The organism is Flavobacterium sp. W22_SRS_FK3 (assembly GCF_052113665.1).
Classification (GTDB): domain Bacteria; phylum Bacteroidota; class Bacteroidia; order Flavobacteriales; family Flavobacteriaceae; genus Flavobacterium.
Genome location: NZ_JBGQOF010000008.1, coordinates 153,677 through 171,345 on the forward strand (window position 1 = coordinate 153,677; position 17,669 = coordinate 171,345).

The 17,669-nt window shown below is 32.2% G+C and carries 15 protein-coding genes; 12 read left to right on the top strand and 3 right to left on the bottom strand.

Features of this window, described 5'->3' with window-relative positions; all coding sequences use genetic code 11:
• Positions 1–4: 4 nt before the first annotated feature.
• The 3 genes from ACEN2I_RS09965 to ACEN2I_RS09975 all read left to right on the top strand — a co-directional run bounded on the left by ACEN2I_RS09965 (position 5) and on the right by ACEN2I_RS09975 (position 3,977).
• Positions 5–2,140, top strand: a complete 2,136-nt coding sequence (locus tag ACEN2I_RS09965; protein ID WP_441765955.1) for a DUF4838 domain-containing protein — start codon at positions 5–7, stop codon at positions 2,138–2,140.
• Positions 2,141–2,162: 22 nt separating this feature from the next.
• Positions 2,163–2,528, top strand: coding sequence for a response regulator transcription factor (locus ACEN2I_RS09970; RefSeq protein ID WP_441765956.1), 366 nt, complete (start codon positions 2,163–2,165; stop codon positions 2,526–2,528).
• 96 nt (positions 2,529–2,624) lie between these two features.
• Positions 2,625–3,977 carry a DEAD/DEAH box helicase gene (locus ACEN2I_RS09975; protein WP_441765957.1) on the top strand — a complete coding sequence of 451 codons (1,353 nt, stop codon included), beginning with the start codon at positions 2,625–2,627 and terminating at the stop codon, positions 3,975–3,977.
• Positions 3,978–4,060: 83 nt separating this feature from the next.
• Here the strand turns inward: ACEN2I_RS09975 and ACEN2I_RS09980 are convergent, their stop codons facing one another.
• Entirely contained in the window at positions 4,061–5,173 is a 1,113-nt protein-coding gene (locus tag ACEN2I_RS09980; RefSeq protein ID WP_441765958.1) for a lactonase family protein, read from the bottom strand.
• Positions 5,174–5,452: 279 nt separating this feature from the next.
• Between ACEN2I_RS09980 and ACEN2I_RS09985 the strand changes: the two genes are divergently transcribed.
• The 4 genes from ACEN2I_RS09985 to ACEN2I_RS10000 all read left to right on the top strand — a co-directional run bounded on the left by ACEN2I_RS09985 (position 5,453) and on the right by ACEN2I_RS10000 (position 9,735).
• On the top strand, positions 5,453–7,381 hold the full coding sequence (locus ACEN2I_RS09985; RefSeq protein ID WP_441765959.1) for a BatA domain-containing protein: 1,929 nt from the start codon (positions 5,453–5,455) through the stop codon (positions 7,379–7,381).
• A gap of 76 nt (positions 7,382–7,457) precedes the next feature.
• Positions 7,458–8,711: a dihydroorotase gene (locus ACEN2I_RS09990; protein WP_441765960.1), complete on the top strand. Its 1,254-nt coding sequence runs from the start codon at positions 7,458–7,460 to the stop codon at positions 8,709–8,711.
• A 4-nt stretch (positions 8,712–8,715) separates the two neighbouring features.
• The gene (locus tag ACEN2I_RS09995) at positions 8,716–9,042 is read left to right on the top strand and encodes a hypothetical protein (RefSeq protein ID WP_441765961.1); all 327 of its coding nucleotides are present in this window, start codon (positions 8,716–8,718) and stop codon (positions 9,040–9,042) included.
• 48 nt (positions 9,043–9,090) lie between these two features.
• Entirely contained in the window at positions 9,091–9,735 is a 645-nt protein-coding gene (locus ACEN2I_RS10000) for an alpha/beta hydrolase (RefSeq protein ID WP_441765962.1), read from the top strand.
• A gap of 61 nt (positions 9,736–9,796) precedes the next feature.
• Here ACEN2I_RS10000 and ACEN2I_RS10005 read toward each other — a convergent pair whose 3' ends face one another.
• Both ACEN2I_RS10005 and ACEN2I_RS10010 read right to left on the bottom strand, forming a co-directional pair.
• On the bottom strand, positions 9,797–10,300 hold the full coding sequence (locus ACEN2I_RS10005) for a hypothetical protein (protein ID WP_441765963.1): 504 nt from the start codon (positions 10,298–10,300) through the stop codon (positions 9,797–9,799).
• A gap of 13 nt (positions 10,301–10,313) precedes the next feature.
• Entirely contained in the window at positions 10,314–11,078 is a 765-nt protein-coding gene (locus tag ACEN2I_RS10010) for an MBL fold metallo-hydrolase (protein WP_441765964.1), read from the bottom strand.
• A gap of 91 nt (positions 11,079–11,169) precedes the next feature.
• On the opposite strand from ACEN2I_RS10010, the gene ACEN2I_RS10015 reads away from it, so the two are divergent.
• The 5 genes from ACEN2I_RS10015 to ACEN2I_RS10035 all read left to right on the top strand — a co-directional run bounded on the left by ACEN2I_RS10015 (position 11,170) and on the right by ACEN2I_RS10035 (position 17,548).
• The gene (locus tag ACEN2I_RS10015) at positions 11,170–12,627 is read left to right on the top strand and encodes a TonB-dependent receptor (RefSeq protein WP_441765965.1); all 1,458 of its coding nucleotides are present in this window, start codon (positions 11,170–11,172) and stop codon (positions 12,625–12,627) included.
• Positions 12,628–12,734: 107 nt separating this feature from the next.
• A complete protein-coding gene (locus ACEN2I_RS10020) occupies positions 12,735–13,262 on the top strand; it encodes an NADPH-dependent FMN reductase (RefSeq protein ID WP_441765966.1) in 528 nt (175 codons plus the stop codon).
• Positions 13,262–14,242 (top strand): transglutaminase domain-containing protein, encoded by a 981-nt coding sequence (locus ACEN2I_RS10025; RefSeq protein ID WP_441765967.1) that lies wholly within the window; start codon positions 13,262–13,264, stop codon positions 14,240–14,242. The genes ACEN2I_RS10020 and ACEN2I_RS10025 overlap by 1 nt, the downstream gene beginning before the upstream one ends.
• A 99-nt stretch (positions 14,243–14,341) precedes the next feature.
• Complete coding sequence (gene pncB, locus ACEN2I_RS10030; protein ID WP_441765968.1) at positions 14,342–15,514, top strand: nicotinate phosphoribosyltransferase; 1,173 nt, start codon at positions 14,342–14,344, stop codon at positions 15,512–15,514.
• A gap of 165 nt (positions 15,515–15,679) precedes the next feature.
• Positions 15,680–17,548, top strand: coding sequence for a DNA topoisomerase IV subunit B (locus ACEN2I_RS10035; protein WP_441765969.1), 1,869 nt, complete (start codon positions 15,680–15,682; stop codon positions 17,546–17,548).
• Positions 17,549–17,669 lie beyond the last annotated feature (121 nt).

The following is a 17,669-nucleotide window of genomic DNA, read 5'->3' on the forward strand; positions in this document are numbered from 1 at the left end:
AATAATGGCGCAAAACGAAATTACATTTCCGGAATCTTCATCAAATATTATTACTTACAGTAATATTCAATGTTTGACCGCTGCGAAAATCCTCAAAGAAAATTTAGATAAAATTAGTCTGGCAAGTTTTGAAATTTCCTCGAATAAAACCGAAAACGGAATAATCCTGGAAGTTTTTCAGTCAAAAGAAGGAGATTATTTTGAGGTCAATTCAGACAATAAAAAAATAACTTTAAGAGCTACTTCAGATTTATTTTTAGAATATGCTGTTTATAGTTTATTAGAATATTGGGAAGTTCGAAAATTCACTCCTGATTATACTTATTATCCAAAATTTGATGTTTTAAAATTTCCTGCCAATAAAAACAGAAAAGAAAAGCCGTCATTCAATTTCAGAGGATTATTATATCCTGGAATGTATGATGAAGCCTTTAGAAAATGGCATAAAATAGATTGGTATCTTGATGATTTTGGACTTTGGGGACATACTTTTAATCAACTTCTCCCAGCCAAGGAATATTTCAAAGAAAATCCTAAAATGTTTGCTCTTTATGACCATAAACGTCACGGCGAATCCATTTGTTATTCAAATGATACAGTTTTCAAAATAATGGTTAATAATATTACCAAAGCTATTAAGGAAAAACCATATGCTACTTATTTTTCGGTTAGCCAAAATGATGATGTTGTTTATTGTGAATGCAGTGATTGCCAAAAATTAAATCAAAAATATGGCTCACCGCAAGGTGCTCATTACTACTTTTTGAATCAGATAGCCAAACAATTTCCTCAAACAAAAATAGCCACATTAGCTTATTTATTTAGCTATCAGCCACCTAAAAACCTCAAATTAGCTACTAATTTATATCCAATAGTATGTGCAATTGAAGCAAATCGTGGGGAAGCTTTAAATGAGGGTAAAAACATAAGTATAAAAAACACGCTCCAAAAATGGACACACGTTTCTAAAAATGTAATGTTCTGGGACTATACGGTTGAATTTTCTAATTTTCTGTCTCCTTTCCCTAACCTTCATACTTTTTCTCCAAATTATTCTTTTTTGAATTCGATAGGAGTTAAAGGAATTTTTAGTCAGGGATATGCTGATATTCCGGGAAGTTTCAGCGAATTAAGACAATATCTTCTTGCAAAATTGTTATGGAATTCCAATTTTGAAGTAAAAAAAGCAACTTCTGACTTTTTAAGGGGTTATTATGGCAAATCAGCTCCTTATATTCAGGAGTATCTTGATATTTTGACCAAAAATCAAATAGAAACAAAGAGCTACCTCGATATATATTCCGGCCCAGTAGAACAAAGAAATACTTTTTTATCGGCTGAAAATATGTCCATTTATGACAATTTGATTGCTAAAGCAAATGCTGAAAATGATGATCCAGTAATTAAAAAACGAATTTTAAAGTTACGGTTAGATCTGGAATATGTATATTTTGAACAGGCAAAATTTTACGGAAAAGAACCTCACGGAATGTATCAAAAAAAGGGTAATTCATTTTCTGTAAAAGATAATCTGGAAAACAGGGTTCAGGATTTTGTGAAAAATTGTTCAGATTTTGGGATTTATGAACTTAGCGAAGATGGTTTAAGTCCAGAAGAATACTTTAACCAATGGAAGTACATTGCCCGAAATAACGTAGTAGATCATTTAGGAGAAAACCTGAAATACGAATTTCAAACCCAGCCCTCATCAGATTTTAATGCTAAAAAAGAAAGAGGACTTAATGACGGAATTAAAGGGTATAAAGATTTTAATCTAAACTGGACCGGCTGGTACGGACAAAATGCTGAAATAATTATTACTTCTAATAATGTCGATTTTAATTCTATAGATTTTCAATGTTTAGAAGACCAAAGACACTGGATATTTCTCCCTAAAGAAATTATTTTAAAAGGCTTTCGAAATCAAAAATGGGAAATTATTAAAGAGCAAAAAAGCACACAATTAACAGAGAATTATAACTTTAGCATAGGAAATTATAGTTTTGACAACATTCCTTTTCGTATTTTTGATAAAATAAAAATTATTCTGATTCCGGAACAGAAATTGCCTATTTGGCGAGAAAGAAAAAACAAAAAACCAATGCTTATGCTGGATGAAATAGTACTAAAGCAAAAATAAAAATACCTAAAGTACATCCCCTATGGAGAAAAAAAGGATATTTATCATTGAAGACGACAACATGACTATTGAAATATTGAAATTCATATTTTCCAAAGAAGGTTACGAACTTTCAATTTCAAAAGATGGTCTGGATGCGATTGAAAGAATTCCTAAAGAAGTTCCGGATATAGTTCTAACAGACATAATGCTGCCCATGAAATCCGGTCTTGAAATCATACAATTCATTAAAGATAATTTTGCAGACATGCCCGTAATTGCCTTGTCTTCATTAGGAGAGGAAGAAGCTACAGTGCTGGATGCTTTTAAATTAGGAGTAGATGATTTTATAGCAAAACCCTTTAGTCCTAACGAATTATTACTACGTGTAAAAAGGTGTTTAAAATAAGATTTTAATATTCAAACTTACAATTGATTAACGATGTCTACAGTATTTATCTGTTATAAGGGGATTTAATGCTATCTTTGCAAAAAAACAAGGCAAATGAGCACGTTCGAAAAATTCAATCTTCCAAAATCAGTACAAAAAGCAATCGACGAATTAGGCTTTGTTACTCCTACTCCTATTCAGGAAAAATCCTTTTCTGTGATTATGTCAGGTCGCGATATGATGGGGATTGCACAAACCGGTACCGGTAAAACATTCGCTTATTTACTGCCTCTTTTAAAATTATACAAATTTACACCAACCAATACACCAAAAATTGTAATTCTGGTTCCAACACGTGAATTAGTTGTTCAGGTTGTAGAAGAAATTGAAAAGTTAACCAAATACATGTCAGTTAGCACTTTAGGGATTTTTGGTGGAGTAAATATCAATACACAAAAAAAAGCGGTTTACGAAGGAGTCGATATTTTAGTTGGAACTCCGGGTAGGACAATGGATTTGGCTCTTGATGCTGTGATTCGTTTTGATGAAACTCAAAAATTAGTTATCGATGAATTTGATGAAATGCTGAATTTAGGTTTCCGCACACAATTGACCGCACTTTTGGCAATGATGAAAACCAAACGTCAGAACATTTTATTCTCGGCAACCATGACTGACGAAGTGGATGCTGTATTGAATGACTTTTTTGATTTTCCTGAAGAAGTTACACTTGCTGCCTCAGGAACACCACTTGAAAACATTTCACAAGTAACATACAACGTCCCTAACTTCAATACTAAAGTTAATCTGTTAAAACATTTATTAGAAACAAACGAAAACATGGAACGTGTTTTGGTTTTTGTGAATAATAAAAAGATTTCAGACATGCTTCATACCAGAATTGAAGAAGATTTTGAAGGACAGTTTGGTGTTATTCACTCGAATAAATCTCAAAATTATCGTTTGAGTACAATGGCTGAATTCCAGGAAGGAAATCTTCGCGGATTAATTACTACAGACATTATGGCGAGAGGTTTGGATATTTCGAATATCTCACACGTTATCAACTTTGAACTTCCTGAATTCCCTGAATTATACATGCACAGAATTGGACGTACTGGTCGTGCAGATGCAACGGGAACAGCAATAAGTTTTATCACGCCTCGTGAAGAAGAATTTAAAGTCGAAGTTGAAGTTTTGATGAATCAGGAACTTGAAATTGCTGAATTCCCAGAAGAAGTTGAAATCTCAAGCAAATTAATTGAGCCGGAAAAAGACAAACAGCCTATTAAGTTTTTAATGAAAAAAGTAAAACTTGATGGTGATGGTGCCTTTCATGATAAAGCCAAAAAGAATAAAAAAGTCAACCTTGGAGGACCTTCAAAAACCAAAAAGAAGACCCACGGATCTGTCAATCGAAATATGTTAAAAACCAGAGATAAGAAGAGAAAAGATAAAGACAAATAAGATATAAATTCTAAAATTAAAAATTCCAAATTCCAAGCATAACATCTTTGGAATTTGGAATTTTTTTATTGGAATTTTAAAAATTATATTTTCGTAAAAACCAACCCAACTGGGGAACACAATTCGATTCTTTTTCCAGTATCTGTAAGTTTTCCAGTAACTTTGTCTCTTTTAAAAACAACAATATCATTTGTATATTGATGCCCAACTAAAAGATAATTTCCTATTGGGTCAATTGCAAAATCTCTTGGGCCTTTTCCTAACGTACTTATTTGCTCTACTAATTCAATACCTCCGTTTTTAAGAATCTTATAAACCGAAATATTGTTGGCATCGACACGGTCTGTTACATATAAAAATTTTCCGTCAGGCGAAATTTTAATTGCTGCTGCCCCCGTGCCGCCTTTAAAATCTTTTGCCAGAATACTTGTCTCGGCAATCTTTTTTAAGCTTCCGTTTTTATCATAACTAAAAGTCGTGAGTGTAGCGTCTAATTCCTGAATTAAATATACAAATTTACCATCCTTACTAAATGTCAAGTGCCTTGGTCCGCTACCTGCTTTTACATCAACACTTTCTTTTAATGTCAGCATTTCGTTTTTAGAGTTCGGATTGTATTTATAAATAAAAATTTTGTCTAAGCCTAAATCATTAGATAAAATGAATTTTTTATCTGGAGAAAAAACAACCATATGTACATGTGCCTTTTCCTGACGCGCAGGATTAATACCTTTTCCCTCATGCTGGATCACCTGTTGCACTGTAGAAATACTCCCATCAGCATTCTTTTTATAAACTACAATATTACCGCCGGAATAATTCGCAGCAATTACATTTTTATCATCATTAATTAAATGACAAGGATCTGCTCCTAAAGCATCATTTTTATTTAGAAAATTAATATTACCGGATTTTGCAATATATCCAAAAGCACTTACGGTACTTTGTGGTCCGTTTTCGTTTACGGCATAAATGAATTTATTATCTGCTGAAACCGATAAATAACTCGGACTTATAACATTTTCTGAAGAATTTTTTAATTTAAGATCTCCAGAATTAGCATCAAATTCATAAATATAGATTCCTTTACTCTCGCAAGTATTGGTATAGGTTCCTACCAACAGATTAAATTTATTCTGAGCCTGCAAATTATTGAAAGCTATTGCTAAAAAAAGCATAAAACATATTCTTTTCATATTTTAAAGTGGTTTTTTGAATTAGCTAAAATAAGCAATAATATCTTTTGCAACAGATTTTAGGCTTATAAATGAATTTTGAAAAGTTATATTATTCAAACTATACCTGATACTCTCAAATCATATAAATTCGTTTCAATTTACTTAAAATAAAAACTCCCTTATATTCTCTAACATTCCTTATATGGTTTAATAAAAAGCTATAATGATTAAGTAAAAATTTGTATTTTTGACGAGTATCTTTGCGAAAAAAACACAGTGAAATAAATTAAAGCCTGAATGCATTTTAAAAATCCTGAAATTCTATACTTTCTGTTCTTATTGATTGTTCCTATTTTGGTTCATTTATTTCAATTACGCCGTTTTAAAACCTCTTATTTCACAAACGTCCGCTTTTTAAAAGAACTTACTGTCCAGACTCGTAAAAGTTCAAAAATCAAAAAAAGATTATTATTAACAACGCGTTTATTATTATTGACTTGCGCTATTTTAGCTTTTGCCCAGCCTTTTTTTGAAGCCAAAGACAGTAAAAATGCAGCAAACGAAATGTACATTGTACTGGATAATTCGTTTAGCATGCAGGCTAAAGGCAAAAAGGGCGAATTATTAAAACGTGCTGTTCAGGAATTATTAGAAAATACGCCCGAAACTACTCAATTTTCATTGTTATCCAATACAGAAAACCTCTGGAATACAGATATCAAATCTTCTAAAAGTAATCTTCAAAATCTAAAATACAGTGCAACTCCTTTTGAACTTTCGGCAATAATGGCGAAGATAAAAGCGCATAAATCATCAAATAAAAAAGATATTGTTATTATTACTGATGCTGTTGGCTTAACAGAAAAAGATGTAAAAAATATCAATTCTGAAGAAAAACCATATTTTATTATTCCGAAAGCTGAACAAAAAAATAATGTTTCTATTGACAGCATTTTTATTAATCAGACTTTAGAAAATTTCTACGAAATAGGAATTAATTTATCCGCATACGGTGAAGATTTCAAACCCATTTCGATGGCATTGTACAATCAGAAGAAACTAATTGCCAAAACGATTATCAATTTTGATTCAAAGAAAAAGAAAATCAATTTTACAATTCCAAAAGAGGCTTTTCATGGTTATGTAACTATTGAAGATAATGGTCTGACTTATGACAACAAATTATTCTTTAGTATTACGAAAGCTAAAAAAACAAATGTTATCAGTATCGGAGAACCAGATAAAAGCAATTTCTTATCGAGAATTTATACTTCAGCCGAATTCAATTATAACAATTATTCGTTAAGCAGTTTAGATTATAATAGCTTAGAAAAGCAAAACACCATTATTCTGAATGAACTAACTGAGGTTCCACAGGCTCTGCAAACTACTTTAAAAGCATTTGTTCATAAGGGCGGAAATTTGGTTGTAATCCCTTCTGAGAAAAGCTCAGTTTCAAATCTAAATTCATTTTTAGGGAATTTCGGAAAAATTCAGTTTAAAAACCTTGAAAATAAAAGTAAGCTAATTACCAAAATCAACTTTGATCATCCATTATTTTCAGGGGTTTTTGAAAACAAAATAGCAAATTTTCAATATCCGAAAACAAACAGTTCTTTTGAGCTTTCAAGTCCGTATCCAGCGGTTCTATCTTATGAAGACCAAAGTGTTTTTGTAACCATGATTCAAGATCCTATTGCAGGAATAACTATTTTTTCAGGACCAATAAATACTTCAAATTCAAACTTTCAGCAGTCTCCTTTAATTGTTCCTCTTTTTTATAAAATGGGACAAAATAATCAAAAAACAGGTGTTAATGCCTTGACAATTGGTAATAATCAGCCTTATTTTGTGGATGTTCTATTGAGCAAAGATGCAATTTTAGAAGTAAAAGGAAATGATGATTCGTTTATTCCGATTCAGCAGATATTGAATAATAAAGTCAAACTAACCTTCAATGATTTTCCTGAAACAGCTGGAAATTATAGTATTTTTGATAAAAAAGAACCGGTTGAAAACCTCAGTTTTAATTACAAACGAAGCGAAAGCAATTTGAATCCCGTAAATACAAACGTAATTTCTGATTTTAAAACCGCTGATACAATTTCGACCATATTTAACACCTTACAAACTGAACGCACAGACAATCAAATTTGGAAATGGTTTGTTATCTTTGCACTGTTATTTTTAGCATTAGAAATGGTAATTATAAAGTTTGTAAAGTAAAACTTAGATTTCTTTAGACATCTTACTTTTACAAAAATCATTTTAAGATTTTACTACATAATAAATTTATCTACATATGAAAATAATCATCAGAAGCGCCAAAATTATCGATTCAAAAAGTCCGTTTCATAAACAGACTGTTGATCTTTTAATTGCAGATGGTTTAATAGAAAAAATAGGAACTTCTATTCTTGACATTGATGATACAATCGAAGTAAAATTTGACAATTTACATCTTTCTCAAGGTTGGTTTGACAGCAGTGTTTCGTTTGGTGAACCAGGTTACGAAGAAAGAGAAACGATTGCAAACGGCTTAAATGTTGCTGCAAAAAGTGGCTTTACTGGTATTGCTTTACAGCCTAATTCCTTCCCTGTAATTGACAATCAATCACAGATAAATTTTGTAAAAAACAAAGCAAATGGTTTTGCAACAGAACTATTTCCTATTGGTGCTTTAACGAAAGGCAGCGAAGGAAAAGATATGGCTGAATTGTTTGATATGAAAAAATCCGGAGCCATCGCTTTTGGAGACTACAATAAAAGTCTTGATAACGCCAATCTGCTAAAAATAGCACTGCAATATGTTCAGGATTTTGATGGTTTGGTAATTTCCTATTCACAGGATGCCAATATCAAAGGAAACGGAGTAGCCAATGAAGGAATTGTTTCGACAAGATTAGGTTTAAAAGGAATTCCTAATTTGGCTGAAGAATTACAAATTGCCCGTAACTTATTTTTACTGGAATATACTGGAGGAAAACTGCATATTCCGACAATTTCTACAGCAAAATCAGTCAAATTAATTAAAGAAGCAAAAGCAAAAGGTTTACAAGTAACCTGCAGCGTTTCTGTTCATCATTTGGTTTTAACTGATGAAAAACTACAAGATTTCGACACACGTTTTAAAGTTACACCTCCATTGCGAACTGAGTCTGACAGAAAAGTACTTATTAATGCGGTCTTAGACGGAACTATCGATGCGATCACTTCGGATCATAATCCAATTGATATTGAATTTAAAAAAATGGAATTTGATACAGCTAAAAACGGAACTATTGGTCTAGAAAGCGCTTTTGGAGCTTTGCTTACGGTTTTGCCTTTAGAAACTGTAATCGAAAAACTAACATTAGGAAAAGTAATTTTCGGAATTGAAAATTATTCAATTGCTGAAGGTTCAAAAGCCAATTTTACTTTCTTTAATCCAGAAGGAAAGTCTACTTTTACTATAGCAAACATTCTTTCAAAATCTAAAAATTCTGCTTTTTTAGGAACTGAAATTAAAGGCTCGGTTTACGGAATTTTAAATCAAAATCAACTTATTACAAAATAATAAAATGAATAATTCAATAGAAGAGGGAAAATCAATTGCCATAACCAGTTATATTTTAATTATTGGTGTTTTGATTGCCATGTCAATGAACGCTGAAAATAAAAATAGTTTTGCTTCTTTTCATATTCGTCAGGCATTAGGATTGTCTTTGTCTTTTATATCTTTTGGAGCTATAATCAGTAATTTCGATAGTTTTTTTATCACTTTCCCAATGTGGATTTGCATTTCTATTTTATGGACATACGGAATTTTCAGTGCCATTCAGGGTCAGACAAGACCAATTCCTTTAGTGGGAGATCTATTTCAAAAATGGTTTAAAAGTATAGGATAGTTAATTCCAACCATTTACATTTCACAACTTACAATTCACAATTAAAAAATGAAGCTATCTTTAGAATATAAAATACAAGAACCAAAAATTATATTAGACAAAAATCCTGTATTGCTTTTATTGCACGGATACGGAAGCAACGAAGCCGATTTGTTTTCATTTGCGACTGAACTACCTGATAATTATTACATCATTTCTGCAAGAGCGCCTTATGATTTGCAATATGGAGCTTATGCCTGGTATGCCATTAATTTTGATGCTGACCAGAATAAATTTTCAGATAATGAGCAAGCGAAAACATCTCGTGATTTAATCGCAAAATTTATAGATGAATTGGCTGCGAATTATCCAATTGATCCAGGTAATATAACATTAATTGGTTTTAGTCAGGGTTCTATTTTAAGTTATTCGGTTGCACTTTCATATCCTGAAAAAGTTCAAAGAGTTGTAGCAATGAGCGGTTATTTTAATGACGAAATCATTAAAGGAGGTTACGAGAGAAACGACTTTAATAACCTAAAAATATTCGCTTCACACGGAACTGTAGATCAAGTTATTCCAATTGAATGGGCCAGAAAAACGCCTGCTATTTTAGAGAAATTAAATATTCCGGTTATTTATAAAGAATATCCTGTTGGACACGGTGTTTCCCCTCAGAATTTCTTTGATTTTAAGAGTTGGCTGGCGGAATAATTTTAATTTTCAAGGCTGTTATCACAGTTTCTGGATAAAATGATAACAGCCCTTAGTTAATTTACTTCTGATATAACAACGTTTGGTTTACTTCAAAATCAATTGATTCATCATCATTTACAAAATATTTCAATAAAACTTCTCCCCAAATTTCACCATTACTGTAATCAGCAATAATCCATCTGTGGTTTAAAATCTTTACTTTGTTGATAATAAATTTTTTATCTCCAATTTTATCTTGTCCTGTGTAAGGATTACCAATAGGATTTGCATTTAAGTCTAATAACTTCTCCTTTACCACCGGAATCAATTTTTCGTATTGAATAAATTTTCCACCTGAAGCACTATTATCAAAATAATTTTGGGCATTTTCATTATTTTCTAATGAAAAATAATCTGATTCTGCCAATTTTGCTGAAACTGTACTTATACTATCTCTTAGTCTCTTCGTTGTTTTATCATATCTTTCTTGCTCAAATTTTATTTCTCTGCTATAAAACATATAAGTAAAAACATTCATTAGTATTGCTAATAGAAAAAGATAGAGCATTAAGGATTTCTTCATTTTATGGTATAATTTAAATTGTAATTTCTAAGTTATCATAAGCCAGGAAAACATTATCAGGAAGTTGGTTTTGTACTTCTTCATGAAATCCTAAAACATGGCTGATGTGTGTTAAATAAGCTTTTTCAGGCTGGACCAAATTTATAAAATCAAGTGCTTCCTGCAAATTAAAATGAGTATAGTGAGGTTCTACCCGCAAGGCGTTCACAACTAAAATTTTAAGGTTTTTTAATTTCTCAATTTCAGCTTTTTCGATGGTTTTCACATCTGTTAAGTAAGCAAAATCATCGATTCTGTAGCCAAAAACTTGTAAATTTCCATGCATTACATTTATTGGGATAGCCATTTTATCGCCAATTGCAAAAGGCTTGTCATTGACTACTTCAATAGTTTTTACACTTGGTGCTCCGGGATATTTATTTACGGTTTCAAAAACATAATCAAAGCGTTTTTTTAAATTATCAATCACACGCTGATGTGCATAGACCGGAATTTCGCCTTGTCTGAAATTATAGGGACGAATATCATCTAAACCTGCTGTATGATCCGCATGTTCGTGCGTAAATAAAATTGCATCGAGTTTTCGACAGCCGCAAGAAAGCATTTGCTGCCTGAAATCAGGGCCGCAATCGACAACATACGAATGGTCGTCCCATGTGATCCAAATGGACACACGAAGCCTTTTATCTTTAGCATCTGTGCTTTTACAAACAGGGTGATCAATCCCAATAATGGGAATACCCTGAGAAGTGCCGGTACCTAAAAAATAGATCTTCAATTGAACTTGTTTTTTTTACAAAAATAGGGATTATTTCTCTTTCATTAGAAACCTAATTTACTAACTTTGTAACAAATCTATTTAAAATAAAATGGGTACAGAAATAAAACTCAAAGGTGACAAGGTCATCGCTCAGATTCCTTCTATAAAAGACAAAGCACTACGCATTAATTTAAACGAAAATATTTACGGAACTTTTGCTGAAATTGGCGCAGGACAAGAAACTGTCAGACATTTTTTCAGATCCGGAGGCTCATCCGGAACAATTGCAAAAGCAATGTCTGCCTATGATAAAGATTTTAGTGATGCTGTTTACGGCATAGAAGGTGATGGCCGATATGTGACTGAGAACCGACTCAAAAAAATGTTAACCTTTGAAGGAGAGCTAATTGAAGAACGTTTAAGCAGAGAAAAACATCCAAATAAACTTTTTTTTAGTTATGCCAACACTGTAGCCACAATAGATTTTGCCAAACAATTTAAAGGCCATGGCTGGGTTGGTATACGATATCAGATAGAACCTGATGAAGCTTATAACGAAATCATCCTGCACATTCGTTTTAAGGAAACTGATGCCAGATTACAACAAGAAACACTTGGCGTTTTAGGTGTTAACCTCATTTATGGTGCTTTCTACAAATACAATGATCCTAAACGATTACTTCGTTATTTATACGATCACCTTGATAAAGACCAGCTGGAAATAGATACTATTAATTTCTCAGGTCCTCGTTTTGCTGATGTTGACAATCGTTTGATGAGTTTACAACTGGTAAAAAACGGTATGACTGATGCCGTGATGTTTAATCCTGAAGGAAAAAATGTTTTACCCGCTGCTGTCCTATACAAAAAAAACCTTCTTGCTTTTAGAGGAAGTTTCCGTCCGGTTACAAATGTTAACCTTGATATGTATGAGAAATCATTAAAAATGTTTCTCGAAGAAAACAAGGTTGAAAAAGACAATACCTTGGTGGTTTTTGAAATTACACTTTCGAATTTACGCTCAGATGGTGAAATTGACGAACGGGATTTTATGGACAGAGCCGAATTACTTTGCTCATTGGGTCAGACTGTAATGATTTCTAATTTCCAGGAATATTATAAAGTAGTTGAATATTTTGCTAATTATACCAAAGCCCGCATGGGACTGGCGATGGGTGTGAACAATTTAGTTGATATATTTGATGAGAAGTATTACCGTCATTTAAGTGGTGGAATCCTAGAGGCTTTTGGAAAATTATTCTTCCGCGACATGAAAGTATTTTTATATCCGATGTTGGGTGAAGATGGTGAAATTATTACTTCTGAAAACCTGAAAGTTCATCCAAGAATGAAAGAACTGTATAAATTCTTTAAATTTAACGGAAAAGTAATTGACATTGTAGACTATGATCCGGGCATTTTAAATGTTTTCTCTCGCGAAGTTTTAAAAATGATTAGTCAGGGAATATCCGGCTGGGAACCTATGCTTCCATCTGGAGTAGCTGAAATAATAAAGGAACACCACCTTTTTGGATATCATCCGCTAAAAGAATTAGAACAAAATTAAAACAAATTTTATTAGTTAAAATCATAAAAAGTCCAAAAAAGAGTGATTCTTTTTTGGACTTTTATTTTACTGAATTTAATTTATTACTTTTAATAAAAATTAAAACCATGAAAATTATAGCCTTTGCGGGAAGTAACAGCCAACAATCTATCAATAAACATTTAGCAGCTTATGCGGCCAGTCATTTTGAAAATGCTGATGTAGAAATTTTAGATTTGAATGATTTTGCAATGCCTTTGTTCAGTGTTGATTTAGAAAAAGAAATTGGTCAGCATGAAATTGCAAAATCATTTCTAAAAAAAATAGAAAGTGCCGACATACTTGTTGTTTCATTAGCAGAAAATAATGGAAATTATTCGGCTGCTTTTAAAAATGTGTTCGATTGGAGTTCCAGAATTGCCAAAGATGTTTTTCAGCAAAAACCAATGCTTCTTATGGCAACTTCTCCGGGAGCCAGAGGCGGTGCTTCAGTTTTAGAAATTGCAAAAACTGCTTTCCCAAGATATGGCGCTCAGGTAAAAGGACTTTTTTCATTGCCTTCTTTCAATGCAAATTTCGATTTGGAAAAAAATGAAATCTCAAATCCTGAATTCGATAATGAACTAAAAACAATTGTAAAAAACAGTTTTAATTAATGAAAATAAGACAATTCGTTTTTGCCTTTATCTTTTTAAATATTATTTTCCTGCATACCTCCTACTCTCAAAAATATAGTGCAGTTGACAATATCGTTTTAAAATATCCTAAAAGTTTTGATAATCCTGAAGCATTAGCAGAAAAAATAGAAAAAGATTTTAATTCAGATTATGACAAAGCTAGAGCTATCTATAGTTGGATAGCTTTTAATATAAAGTATGATTTTGATTCTTTTTTAAATCCCACAAAAACACAAAGTTTTTCTTATCGTACTGAAGCTGAAAAACAAAAAAAGATACAAGAGTTTAACAACAACTCACTTCAAAAGACATTTAAATCTAAAAAAGCAGTTTGTGAAGGCTTTACCCTTTTATTTCAGCATTTAACTGCATTAGTTGGAATTAAATCAGAGATTATCAGAGGCGATTCAAAAACAAGATTGGTTGACATTGGCCGAAAAAACACGAATTCAAATCACGCCTGGAATATCTCTTTAATTGATGGAAAATGGCGTTTAATTGATGTTACTTGGGGACAAGGCTATTATGATAACAATAAAGGCAGAATGGTAATGAATTTTGATCCCGTCTATTTTGATACAGAACCAGATTATTTTTTTGCAAAACATTTTCCTGACTCAGGTTCTTTTCTTGGTCATAAATTAAACAAGGATGAGTTTCTAAATGGACCCTTAATTTATAACAAAACAATCGCAGGTGACCATAAAATCATAGCACCAGAATCTGGAATAATTGAAGTCAATAAAGGTGCTAAAATAACTTTTGTGATTAAAAAAATTTCAAAAACAGATCCGTTTTATTACTTAAACAAAAAAAATCAACCTGTTCGAATAGTAAACTCAAAACCGAAAAGAAGTGGTTTAGAATTTGAGGTTGTTTTTGATAATACTATCGGTGATTATATTACATTCTTTCTGGACACAAATAGTATTGCTTCTTTTAAAGTAATTTTAAAGTAGTCATTGTTAGCATAGTTGATTTTTTACATTATTTTCGTCTTTTACCAAATTGGCGTATCTTAGCAATTAGTGATTTGAAAAAATATAGCGAATTGAATTATGGAACCAACTTTTTTGAAATCAATCTTAGATAATGATTTCTATAAATTTACGATGCAGCATGCTGTAATAAAACTTTTTCCAAAAGCAAAAGTTCGTTATGGTTTTATCAATCGTGGCAAACATATTTTTCCATCAGGTTTTGCAGATTTACTTCGAAAGTCTTTAGACACAATGGCCAATCTGAGGTTAACTAAAGACGAAAAAAAATATTTATCTCATTATTGTCCTTATCTTGATCCCACTTATTTAGATTTTCTTCAGGGTTACAGTTACGATCCGTCAGAAGTTCAAATTACTCAGGAAGATTCAGAACTCAATGTTATAATTGAAGGGTATTGGTATCGTACTATTTTATGGGAAGTACCTTTGATGTCTTTAATTTCAGAGCTTTTTTATAAATCAAATCATTTAATTCGTCTAAATGACGATGCTATAAAAGAAGTAACCAAAAACAAAATTGACAGTTATAACAAAATGGGTGTTTCTATTTTAGAATTCGGAACCAGACGACGTCATTCTTACGATGTGCATTCTTTAGTGAATGAAACATTAAGAACTAATGGTGCAGAAAGTTTCTTAGGAACCAGCAATGTCCATTTTGCCATGATCAATAATAAGCGCCCTTTGGGAACTCATGCACACGAATGGTTTATGTTTCATGCCGCACAATATGGCTTTAAAATGGCCAATTCAATCAGTCTGGAACATTGGACACAAGTTTACGGAGGTGATCTCGGAATTGCGCTCACAGACACTTACACAACAGATATATTTTTTAGTCAATTTGATAAAAAGTATTCCAAACTTTTTGATGGCGTTAGGCATGATAGCGGTGATCCGGTAGAATTTGCAGAAAAAGTAATTTCTCATTACATCAAAATGGGAATTGGTCCAAAATCTAAAGCAATTGTTTTTTCAGATTCATTGAATTTTGATAAGGTAAAAGTTATCTCCGATTTTTGTAAAGACAAAATCAAGATGTCTTTTGGAATCGGAACCAATTTCACCAATGATGTCGGCCTGCCATCGATGAATATGGTTATAAAACTCACCGAAGTTAAACTTGACAATACGCATTGGCAAGGCGTTGTAAAACTTTCTGACGAAAAAAATAAAACCACAGGAACGCCTGAAATGATTGCTTTAGCAAAACAAGTACTCGGAATCTGACTTTGATTTTTGGTTACAAAATCATTTTTTTATATTTTTAACGGTTACTATTTTTTAAAACAAGTGAATTCTGTTTTTTAAGGTCATTTTATTAATAACTTTAAAATAATACGCTTTCATTTTTTATGCAGAAATGGTACATTAGCCAAAAATCCAAATTCATTTATGCCAGAGCAAAATCAATATAACGAAGATAATATTAGATCACTCGATTGGAAAGAGCATATTCGTATGCGTCCCGGAATGTATATCGGAAAATTGGGAGACGGATCTTCACCGGATGACGGTATTTATATTCTTTTAAAAGAGGTTTTAGACAACTGTATCGATGAGTTCGTAATGGGCTCGGGCAAAACTATTGAAGTCACAATCAAAGACAAAACGGTTTCAGTTCGTGATTACGGACGTGGAATTCCGTTAGGAAAAGTCGTTGATGTAGTTTCGAAAATGAACACAGGTGGAAAGTACGATTCTAAAGCTTTCCAAAAATCAGTTGGTTTGAATGGTGTCGGGACAAAAGCGGTGAATGCTTTGTCTAATTATTTTCGTGTAGAATCTGTTCGTGATGAAAAGCAAAAAGCAGCAGAATTTTCAGGAGGAAATTTGGTTCTTGAAGAAGATATAATTGAAACCACAAAACGAAAAGGAACAAAAGTAACTTTTACGCCAGATGAAACAATCTTCAAGAATTACAAATTCCGTATGGAATATGTAATTAAAATGGTGAAGAACTATTGCTACTTAAACAATGGTTTAACCATTATTTTTAATGGCGAAAAATACATTTCAGAGAATGGTCTTAGAGATTTATTAGAAGAAACCATAGCTGCTGAAGATTTAGAATATCCCATCATTCATTTGAAAGATCATGATATTGAAATTGCTTTAACACACAGTAAAACACAATATAGTGAAGAATATCACTCTTTTGTAAATGGTCAAAACACAACTCAGGGAGGAACGCATTTAGCAGCTTACAGAGAAGCGATTGTAAAAACCATACGTGAGTTTTACAACAAAAATTTCGAAGCCTCAGATGTTCGTAAATCGATTGTGAGTGCAATTAGCATCAAGGTGATGGAACCTGTTTTTGAATCTCAGACCAAAACCAAACTGGGTTCTACCGATATGGGTTCTGATGACGGAACACCGGCAGTATCAGTTCGTACTTTTGTAAATGATTTTGTAAAAAACAAATTAGACAATTATTTACATAAAAACCCGCCAACGGCAGAAGCTTTATTACGCAAAATTCTACAGGCTGAACGTGAACGTAAAGAATTATCAGGAATTCGTAAACTGGCGACAGATCGTGCAAAGAAAGCCAATCTTCATAATAAAAAATTAAGAGATTGCCGTGCGCATCTGCCAGATACAAAAAATCCAAGAAACTTAGAAAGTACGCTTTTTATTACCGAGGGAGATTCGGCTTCCGGATCTATAACAAAATCCAGAGATGTAAATACACAGGCGGTTTTCAGTTTACGTGGTAAGCCTTTGAACTCCTATGGAATGACAAAGAAAATCGTATATGAAAACGAAGAATTCAATTTACTCCAAGCCGCTTTGGATATAGAAGACGGACTGGAAAAATTACGTTACAATAACATCGTAATCGCAACCGATGCCGATGTCGACGGAATGCACATTCGTTTGTTATTAATTACGTTCTTCTTGCAATTTTTCCCGGAATTAATCAAAGAAGGGCATTTGTACATTTTACAGACACCACTTTTCAGGGTTCGAAATAAAAAAGAAACCATTTATTGTTATTCGGAAGAAGAAAGAAAGGACGCTATCGAGAAATTGAAACCAAAACCAGAAATCACCAGATTTAAAGGTTTGGGAGAGATTTCTCCGGATGAGTTTAAAAACTTTATTGGAGAAACCATTCGATTAGACCCAATTATGATGGACAAAAACACTTCGATTGAGCAATTATTGTCTTTCTATATGGGAAAAAATACACCGGACAGACAAGAATTTATTATCAAGAATTTGAAGGTGGAGATTGATGAATTGGAAGAAATATAAAAATGGAAAAGAAGAAACTAATTTATGAAGCATTGTGTTTATTGTAAGTTTTACAATCACTTATTTTCTAATTAAAAATTATAAAAAGAGTAAAAATACAATTGAGAATATTAAAGTTAAA

Bases quoted from the DNA above. Each gene is read 5' to 3' on its own strand.
- ACEN2I_RS09965 (WP_441765955.1), top strand. From the start codon at position 5: ATGGCGCAAAACGAAATTACATTTCCGGAATCTTCATCAAATATTATT.
- ACEN2I_RS09970 (WP_441765956.1), top strand. From the start codon at position 2,163: ATGGAGAAAAAAAGGATATTTATCATTGAAGACGACAACATGACTATT.
- ACEN2I_RS09975 (WP_441765957.1), top strand. From the start codon at position 2,625: ATGAGCACGTTCGAAAAATTCAATCTTCCAAAATCAGTACAAAAAGCA.
- ACEN2I_RS09980 (WP_441765958.1), bottom strand. From the start codon at position 5,173: ATGAAAAGAATATGTTTTATGCTTTTTTTAGCAATAGCTTTCAATAAT.
- ACEN2I_RS09985 (WP_441765959.1), top strand. From the start codon at position 5,453: ATGCATTTTAAAAATCCTGAAATTCTATACTTTCTGTTCTTATTGATT.
- ACEN2I_RS09990 (WP_441765960.1), top strand. From the start codon at position 7,458: ATGAAAATAATCATCAGAAGCGCCAAAATTATCGATTCAAAAAGTCCG.
- ACEN2I_RS09995 (WP_441765961.1), top strand. From the start codon at position 8,716: ATGAATAATTCAATAGAAGAGGGAAAATCAATTGCCATAACCAGTTAT.
- ACEN2I_RS10000 (WP_441765962.1), top strand. From the start codon at position 9,091: ATGAAGCTATCTTTAGAATATAAAATACAAGAACCAAAAATTATATTA.
- ACEN2I_RS10005 (WP_441765963.1), bottom strand. From the start codon at position 10,300: ATGAAGAAATCCTTAATGCTCTATCTTTTTCTATTAGCAATACTAATG.
- ACEN2I_RS10015 (WP_441765965.1), top strand. From the start codon at position 11,170: ATGGGTACAGAAATAAAACTCAAAGGTGACAAGGTCATCGCTCAGATT.
- ACEN2I_RS10020 (WP_441765966.1), top strand. From the start codon at position 12,735: ATGAAAATTATAGCCTTTGCGGGAAGTAACAGCCAACAATCTATCAAT.
- ACEN2I_RS10025 (WP_441765967.1), top strand. From the start codon at position 13,262: ATGAAAATAAGACAATTCGTTTTTGCCTTTATCTTTTTAAATATTATT.
- pncB (WP_441765968.1), top strand. From the start codon at position 14,342: ATGGAACCAACTTTTTTGAAATCAATCTTAGATAATGATTTCTATAAA.
- ACEN2I_RS10035 (WP_441765969.1), top strand. From the start codon at position 15,680: ATGCCAGAGCAAAATCAATATAACGAAGATAATATTAGATCACTCGAT.